Below are 7,780 nucleotides of genomic sequence, written 5' to 3'. Positions count from 1 at the left end.
GATGAGAATCCGCTGAACCTGTTAAGACTCGTCAATGGGGAAATGTCGAGAGGCAGAATTTAAAAGTCAGACAATTAAATATAGGTAATCAATCATTATCTATAAAATGATTACTCACTTCAAATACTGAGCAGATTCATGGCATGGCTAAAGTCATGTCATGAATCCGGCAAAGTCTGGCTACTTATTTCTAATAAAATGATTTACATAATAAATTAAGAAACATTTAAGAATGAAGGAATGAAAACATTATAGCGATATTGAACAACTAGACATGATTATTGAGCATCCTTCTGAATTTTGATTTAGGAGATTTTTAATAAAATAAGAAATTGATCGATTTAAAATCCTCATTTTATAAATGTATAACTATATATTTTGATTTAATTAAAAATAAAATAATAACTCAGTTAAATTGATTTAATTGTTTAAAAAACTATGTATGAATAATCATGAAGCTAAATCCGGTATAGGTTTTTTGTTTATATTAAATTAATAAATGGATCCTTTTTTGTTATTAAAACTTAAAATAACGAGAACATCAGTAAAAGGTATAGGATAGACAATATAAATTATATTTCCCGTATTTTTACCAAATTCCAGAAGTGAGTCAAAAAGTGATAAAGAATCAGAAGGTGAAACGTCCGCTATATGTTCCTTATGCAGGATATACTTTACTTGAACTGCCTCTTTTAAACAAAGGTTCAGCTTTCACTGAAGAAGAACGAAGCAATTTCAATCTGCATGGATTGATCCCTCATGCGATTGAGTCCATAGAAGAGCAAAGTCAGCGTTCTTATCAGCAATATTGTTCTTTTAATGACGACATTAATAAACACATCTATTTGCGTAATATCCAGGATACTAATGAGACCTTGTATTATCACTTAATTGAAAATCATTTAAGTGAAATGATGCCGATTATCTATACGCCAACCGTAGGCGAAGCCTGCCAACGCTTTTCAGATATTTATCGCCGGCATCGCGGTATTTTTATTTCCTATTCAGACCGTGAACATATCGATCAGATCCTATATAACGTCAACAGAAGAAATGTCAAAGTCATTGTCATTACTGATGGTGAACGAATTTTAGGTCTAGGCGATCAGGGTATTGGCGGCATGGGAATTCCCATTGGAAAACTGGCTTTATATACCGCATGTGGTGGTATTAGCCCGGCCTATACTTTGCCGATCACGCTGGATGTCGGTACCAATAATCAGCAATTACTAAACGACCCGATTTATATGGGCTGGCGTAAACCCCGTATTAGTGGTGATGAATACTTTGATTTTGTTGATCAGGTGATTGAAGCAATCCAAAGAAGATGGCCGCAAGCGCTGATTCAATTTGAAGATTTTGCCCAGCATCATGCTATGCCGCTACTTGAAAAATATCGTGATCAGGTGTGTTGTTTTAATGATGATATTCAGGGCACCGCTGCTGTCGCAGTGGGAAGTCTGATTGCAGCTTCACATGCTTCAAACAAACAGTTAAAAGACCAAACGATTGCTTTCTTGGGCGCAGGGTCAGCAGGCTGTGGTATTGCAGAACAGATTGTTGCGCAGATGGTTGCAGAGGGGTTGACCGACGCTCAGGCACGCAAGCGGATTTTCATGGTGGACCGCTTTGGCCTGATTACTGACAATCAGCCTAATTTGTTAGATTTCCAAAGAAAATTAGCTCAGAATCCTAAACATATTGCCAAATGGGCAGATCCGGATAATACCATTTCATTACTCGACGTGGTGAAATCGATCAAACCTACCGTGCTGATTGGTGTCTCTGGACAGCCAGGTTTGTTCAGTAAAGATGTCATTACGGCAATGGCTGAAAACTGTGAACAGCCGATCATTTTCCCTTTATCTAATCCGACCTCTAAAGTGGAAGCCGTACCGGCAGATATTATTCAGTGGACCAATGGTAAAGCGTTAATTGCCACCGGTAGCCCATTTGCACCGGTAAATTATCAGGATGAAATTTATAACATTTCCCAATGTAATAACTCTTATATTTTCCCCGGTATTGGATTGGGCGTGATTGCTTCTGGAGCAAAACGCGTAACCAATAATATGTTAATGGCATCTAGTAATGCGTTGGCTGATTGTTCGCCTAAATTACAGGATGTAAAATCAAATTTACTGCCGGATTTAGACCAGATTCAGGAAATTTCCAAGATAATTGCCTTAAAAGTTGCTCAAGCGGCAATTCAGGATGGCGTGGCACCTCCAGTTGATATTGAAACTTTACAACGTTCAATCGAAGCGAATTTCTGGAAGCCTGAATATCGTAAATATCAGCGTGTGACTTTTTAATTATGTATCCATAATTAAGATAAAATTTGCCTAGGTAAAGATCAATGCGTGAAGTCTGCTTATATCTGGCAGAATTTAACAAGTGATTGAGTTAGATGGAAAAACCCTTAAATCTGGTGATTTAAGGGTTTTTTTTATGGTCTTTTAATTAGCTTTAATGATTTGGTTTAAAAAACGTTGAGGTTTAATAATCTGTTAAAGTTAATAACTTCTATTGCACTTGTCATGTCGCGCTATGCTTAAGCTTCTCTAACTCTATAATACTTTGATCAATCTGATGATCCATTGCAGGTAAAATCTGCTTTAAAAACTGGCAATATGAAAGAGCTTCATCCGCAGTCACCGTTCCTGTTTTAACCAGCTGTTTTTGCTGTTCTAACATTTGGTTCACCTGACGTAAATCGGGTTGCTGTCCATGACTTAAAGCGTCGCTAATGGCTGCAAACTCTTTATACAGTTGGTCGCGTTGTTGAATTAATACTTTCTGATCTGGTGCGGCTACTATTTTTGATTGAACGGGTGTGACAGATACCGCTTTTTTTTCAACAGGCGCTACTACAACAGCTGGAGTGGGTTTTTCTTTTGCTTTAGCTGTATTTGAGGGAGAGGAGGGAGCCGGTTTAAATATATAAACCACAACGATCAGTACTACAATCACAATAAAGCCAATGATAAGACCAAGTCGTATGCTGCTATTCATGCCAAAAATCCTATTTTTATATTTAAATGAAAACAGACCCAATCTTAAGATCAGGTCTGTATGATTTATAAAAATAAACAGTTAGGGTGTTGACCAGCCCGCAGGTGCATAACCAATCCGAACACGTTGCGGGTGATTACCTACAGGAACGCTCAGCACTTTTTCGCCCGTTGCAAAATCAATGACCGTAACTACATCAGTAGCACTCTCTGAAATCACACAGCTTTTTCCATCGGGGCTTTGGGTTGCCCAATATGGCTTGCCTGCAGCAATCAGTTTTCCGGCTTTTAAAGTTGAACGGTCGACAATGGTTGCATAGTCATCCATGGTGCCTGCCACACAGAGTTTTTCACCATCACCACTGATTGATAATCCATGATGACGGGAGTCATTTACATATTTGGTCCGGTCAGATGGAATAGTCGAACTACCTGGTAATTGACCAATTCGAGTAACTTTATTCTGGTTCAGATCATACTCGATTAAGCCGTTAAAAAATGAAACCTGAGCATAAATTTTACTTTCATCATTACTGAATACGATTGGACGTACTGCATTGGACAAATCTTTACGGCCCACTGCATCAAGTGCGGGACGGAAATCAATGGTTTTGAGGACTTTAAAGGTATTGGCATCAGCAATGGTAAGGACGCGTTTGCCTTTGGTGAAATCTTGCCATGCAGCATCCATGGAAGTTTCTACATTACCAATGGCTGAGTTTAGAATTTTTGTACCACCGTTAAAGAAAATATTTTCATGCGGTTTGTCGCCTGTTGCAAAGCGTCCCAACTCTTTACCGGTGTTGATATCCAGTACATGAACCACATTGCCGGAAGAAGCCGATACTGCTAAACGCTGACCATCAGGAGAAACCGCCATATGATCGGCTCGGAAACCTTCTACAGGCGTACGCCAGTTGATTTTACCCGTCGCAATATTAATCGAAACCACATCGGCAAAACTTGGACGCGATGCCACCACAGACTTGCCATCTGGGGTGGAATACATGTCATCCACCAGTTGATCATTACCTTCACCAGCGGTGGACTGAATATAAGTATAAGCAATCAGTTTAATTGGATTAAGGTGGATTTCCATCAAACGCTCTTTGCGATCAGGAACCATATTAATCACACCGATCTTGCCAAAATTACCTGATGGACGAATGACAGTCACTGTACCATCCCAGTTATTACCTACAAAAAAGACCTGTTGGCTATTCGCGGGGGCAGGCGTTGAAGATGTTGCAGCATTGCTCGTTAAGGATGTGAACGCGAGTGATGCAAATAATGCATTTACACTCCATTTAAGGAAAAGATTTTTGTTTGTCATATCATTATTCTCCGATTCAACTCCATGAAACCGATTTTTTATTTGAATTTTCATAATGGTCTAATACTCCTGTATTAGCTGAGCCATAGAATAAAGAATTCAGCAGTCAAATCCCGGATAATCCGATAAAAACATGCGCTGAAAATGATCTGAACTCGTCTTTTATTTTATAAACATTTGAATAATCAATTAATTATTGGTATGGGGCTGGTTATTTTTCCGACGAATTACCAAACCGTATTTTATTGTTTCACAACATGTCTGAGTGAGGTTCTGAAAAATTGCAAAACACTACATGATCTTTGGTACAAAAGTCGTACTATAAAAATGATTTTATTGAGTTTCCAATATTATGTCCCAGATAGATGTACTTGTTGATTTGGCTGATATTGAAGTAAATCGGACTGAACTGCTTTCCATTCAGCGTAATGATTTGGTCCCTTTGCTTCAGGATCAATATCGTCTGAATCATTATGCCGATTCAGTCATTCAGGCTCAGTCAGTTTTATTAAACGGTGTCGATCCACACCTGACCCAGCAATTAAGTAGCACCATAGAACAGCTGATTCAGGCTTTGGCCGATTCAAAAAAATACTTAAAAACGCGCAAGTTTAATGCGCTGCAAAAATGGTTGGGGATTGATCTAGAATATGGTTCTGGGCAGGTTGAGTATTACAAAAATCTGGATCAACTGCTCAATCGGGCTAATCATTTAAGTCAAAAACTGCAGATTGAAATACAAAAGTCGCAGGCACGTTTTCAGCAATTAATCGGGCATCGTGAACAAATGGCGAAATACATTCGGGCTGCACAAGAATTTTTGCTGGAATATCCGAATTTCGTTAAGAACATACATCCGCTGGACAATTTTTCAGAAAGATTGTCAAAAAAAATCAATTCATTACAAACGCTACAAGCCAGTAATGATATTGCAATTACACAGATGCAATTATCGCAGCAGCTTTCTTTAACTTTGCTGGACCGTTTTAAAGAAGCACAGCAAGTACTGATTCCTGCCTGGCAATATCATGTTAAACAAAGTAACCAAAGCAGTTCACACATTGAATTGGAAAAACTGGATCATAGTAGAGAGAATTTAATTCATACTTTAAGAAAATCACTCGAGAAACCTATACATTAAACAGACTATTCAGGTGAAGCATGACCGATTTTGAACACAAAGATCTTCCTGTTGAAGTGAACACTGATATAGTTCAGCAAAAATTTCAGCAACTGAATTTACAAGAAATGGGTTTGCAGCATTCAGACTTTAATGAAGTGATGAATGCCCATAAAGAACTGGCTGAAATGAACCATACCGCAGTGGCAGAATATGGCAAAAATATTGCCACAAAAACATCGAGTTATACCGATGAACTGCTGAATCTGGTACAAAATAAAGAACTGGACACGACTGGTCAAAAATTAAATCAGGTGGTACAGGTTGCCCAACAGTTGAATAGCAGCAGTATTTTAAACAAGAAAAAAAGTACCGGTTTTTTTGGCGGCTTGATCAGTAAAATGAAAGGGGCCAAGCAAAACTTTGATCAGCATTTTAATAGCACCAAAGAACAGATTGATGTTTTGGTCAAAGAAATTGAGACTTCCCAATCTGGACTTAAAAGCCGTGTTGACACGTTAGATCGCATGTTTCAGGGCGTGCAAGATGAATATAAACAGCTGGGTATTTATATTGCTGCCGGGAAATTAAAAGAGCAGGAAATTCAGCAACAAATTACCGCTTTAAGCAGCCAAACCCAAGATCAGACCACGGTGCAGAAAGTCTATGACCTGAATCATTTGGCTAATAATCTGGAAAAACGGGTCAGTGATTTACAGGTTTTGCAGCAATCTGCCATGCAAACCTTGCCGATGATTCGAATTATCCAGTCCAATAACTTGATGCTGGTAGATAAATTCTATGCGATTAAAAACATTACCTTGCCGGCATGGAAAAACCAGATCAGTTTAGCGATTTCCCTGAATGAACAGAAAAATAGTGTGCAGCTGGCCAATAGCATAGATGATGCGACCAATGACCTGTTGCGCCGTAATGCGGACTTGTTGCATCAAAACTCAGTAGATACCGCCAAAGCCAATCAACGTTCAGTAATTGATATCGAAACGCTTGAACATGTGCAAAACACCCTCATTAAAACTGTTAATGATGTGATTCAGGTGCAAAAAGAAGGCATGCAGAAACGTGCTGAAGCTACGACACGGTTACGTGCGCTGCAAGAAAATTTGAATCATCTGGTTTTAGAATCGAGTAATAGTAGCGTAAATAAGTCTTAAGCATGAACTTAACTGGATTGCTTGCACTTTAGGAGAAAAGGTTTGCCTCCCTTAGATGAATATGCTGTAAATCCGCAACAGATTGAATCCGGCGTGGTCACGTTAAAAAAGCGGCAACGCAATTTAATGCTGTTGGGTATGACGAGCAGCACTATTTTTATTGCCTCAGTGGTGGCGTTATTTTTACAGCATGATTTGGTGTATAGCTTTTTCGGAATTAGCACTGAATTAAAGCAATTGCATATGCCGATGAGTGTAGATGCAAACCTGGCTGAACTCAGTCAGCATACGGACTATTTTAGCAACCTGTTATCTTGGTTTGGCTGGCTGATTCTAAAACTATTGGTTTCCTTTGTCGGGGCATTTTTTGTCATTCATTTTTTAAAGAAAATACGTTTCTTTTATGTGCGTTTTCAGTCTTTTATTTTGAAGTTTGTTGGATGGATCATTGCATTTATCGTCTTGTGGTCAGGCCTGACTTATCTGCAATATGATTTAAATGACGATCAGGATGCATACGCAGAAGTCATTCAATACGACAAAAATATTCAGCAAAGCGAATTGGCGCAGTATTTACAGCAAAGTAATTTAGATCAACCGGTAAAGGCATATCTGCTGGCGCAAACTGCGCTACTGCATAAACCGGTGGATAAAGATGCGGCTATTCCACAAGTTTTGGCGCTGATTAAAGCGGAAAAAACAGATCCGAATTTTTTTGAATATGGTTTTAAACCTGAACAGCTCTGGACCATGCAACATCAGCTATATGGTCAGAGTTTAACCCCAATGGCGAAAATTGTTTCCAAACAAGTGACTCAGGCAGAGCAAATCAGTGGTCTGGTGAATATATTGATTATTGCAATGCTCATCTTATCTGCAATTTTGAGCCTCATCTTATTTGTTTTAGCGCAGCATTTAAAAGGGCGAATATTGCGAGTCGAACAGCGCCTTATAAGTTAAATGACGCAATTTAAAAGCCCTTAACAGGGCTTTTAAATTTTTTATCGACTATCATTTCATTATGATTTTCTTGACCTTAGTAATGAAGTCGAGCTGCGCAAATAAAATTGAACATATTAGCAATTCAATAATACGATCATAATTATAAAAACAAACTGTTTTACCTATTCAATTATTT

The 7,780-nt window shown here is 38.5% G+C and carries 6 protein-coding genes; 4 read left to right on the top strand and 2 right to left on the bottom strand.

Annotation, left to right across the window (positions count from 1 at the left end; genetic code table 11):
• The first annotated feature begins 617 nt into the window (after positions 1–617).
• Positions 618–2,315 (top strand): NAD-dependent malic enzyme, encoded by a 1,698-nt coding sequence (locus B4C48_RS00775; RefSeq protein WP_409449752.1) that lies wholly within the window; start codon positions 618–620, stop codon positions 2,313–2,315.
• 223 nt (positions 2,316–2,538) lie between these two features.
• Here the strand turns inward: B4C48_RS00775 and B4C48_RS00770 are convergent, their stop codons facing one another.
• Together B4C48_RS00770 and B4C48_RS00765 are read right to left on the bottom strand one after the other, a co-directional pair.
• Positions 2,539–3,015: a hypothetical protein gene (locus B4C48_RS00770; protein WP_291352454.1), complete on the bottom strand. Its 477-nt coding sequence runs from the start codon at positions 3,013–3,015 to the stop codon at positions 2,539–2,541.
• Between the two features lie 81 nt (positions 3,016–3,096).
• The gene (locus B4C48_RS00765) at positions 3,097–4,347 is read right to left on the bottom strand and encodes a YncE family protein (protein WP_291352452.1); all 1,251 of its coding nucleotides are present in this window, start codon (positions 4,345–4,347) and stop codon (positions 3,097–3,099) included.
• 352 nt (positions 4,348–4,699) lie between these two features.
• Between B4C48_RS00765 and B4C48_RS00760 the strand changes: the two genes are divergently transcribed.
• The 3 genes from B4C48_RS00760 to B4C48_RS00750 are packed head-to-tail and all read left to right on the top strand — an operon-like array spanning position 4,700 to position 7,602.
• Positions 4,700–5,488 (top strand): tellurium resistance protein, encoded by a 789-nt coding sequence (locus B4C48_RS00760; RefSeq protein WP_291352450.1) that lies wholly within the window; start codon positions 4,700–4,702, stop codon positions 5,486–5,488.
• A 20-nt stretch (positions 5,489–5,508) separates the two neighbouring features.
• The gene (locus tag B4C48_RS00755; protein ID WP_291352448.1) at positions 5,509–6,642 is read left to right on the top strand and encodes a toxic anion resistance protein; all 1,134 of its coding nucleotides are present in this window, start codon (positions 5,509–5,511) and stop codon (positions 6,640–6,642) included.
• A 42-nt stretch (positions 6,643–6,684) separates the two neighbouring features.
• On the top strand, positions 6,685–7,602 hold the full coding sequence (locus B4C48_RS00750; RefSeq protein WP_291352446.1) for a hypothetical protein: 918 nt from the start codon (positions 6,685–6,687) through the stop codon (positions 7,600–7,602).
• The last annotated feature ends 178 nt before the right edge of the window (positions 7,603–7,780 follow it).

Origin of the sequence: Acinetobacter sp. UBA3106 (assembly GCA_002365595.1) — a bacterium.
GTDB lineage: Bacteria > Pseudomonadota > Gammaproteobacteria > Pseudomonadales > Moraxellaceae > Acinetobacter.
Note: the sequence above shows the minus strand (reverse complement) of the source record. Positions and strands in the feature narration are given on the sequence as shown.